Here is a 709-nt window from a genome sequence, read left to right as displayed (position 1 = left end):
TGTTTTGCATCTCTATATAATGGATGTTTCTTAAGCTCATTTGAGAATTTAGTAACTAATTCTACGCCTAAATCATCTGCTCTATCATCATCATTTCCGTATTTAGGGAAATCTCCCTCAACTTCAAAATCTACTGCTATTCCTTCTTCATTTCTTATTGGTTTAACTTTTGCATATTTTATAGCTGATAATGAATCTATAGCTACTGAAAGTCCGGCAATACCAAAGGCCATTAATCTTTCTACTGCTGTATCATGAAGAGCCATTTGTCCTGCTTCATAAGCATATTTATCATGCATAAAGTGAATTATATTCATTGTATCTACATAAACCTTAGCTACGTACTCTAATACTTTGAAGTAATTTGCTTTTACCTTATCAAAATCAAGAATTTCTTCATCTGTAAGTTTTTCAATTCCTGGCACTACTTTAATGCCTTTTAATTCATCTACTCCACCATTTATAGCATATAAAAGTGATTTAGCAATATTCGCTCTAGCTCCAAAGAATTGCATTTGTTTACCAACCTTCATTGCAGATACACAACAAGCTATTGCATAATCATCACCATAAATTGGTCTCATAACTTCATCATTTTCATATTGAATAGAATCTGTTTTAATTGAGATTTCTGCACAATATTTCTTGAAGTTTTCTGGAAGCTTATCTGACCATAAAACTGTTAAGTTTGGTTCTGCTGATGTTCCTA

Annotated in this window: 1 protein-coding gene; it reads right to left on the bottom strand. The window is 31.9% G+C overall.

Annotated elements, in window-relative coordinates; translation table 11 throughout:
• Positions 1 to 709, bottom strand: a 709-nt coding sequence (locus COL3_RS27030) for a pyruvate formate lyase family protein (RefSeq protein WP_278286721.1), incomplete at both ends; no start/stop codon positions are given.

Source organism: Clostridium sp. LS, assembly GCF_002760435.1.
Taxonomy (GTDB): domain Bacteria; phylum Bacillota; class Clostridia; order Clostridiales; family Clostridiaceae; genus Clostridium.
This window is presented reverse-complemented; position numbering and strand designations above follow the sequence as displayed.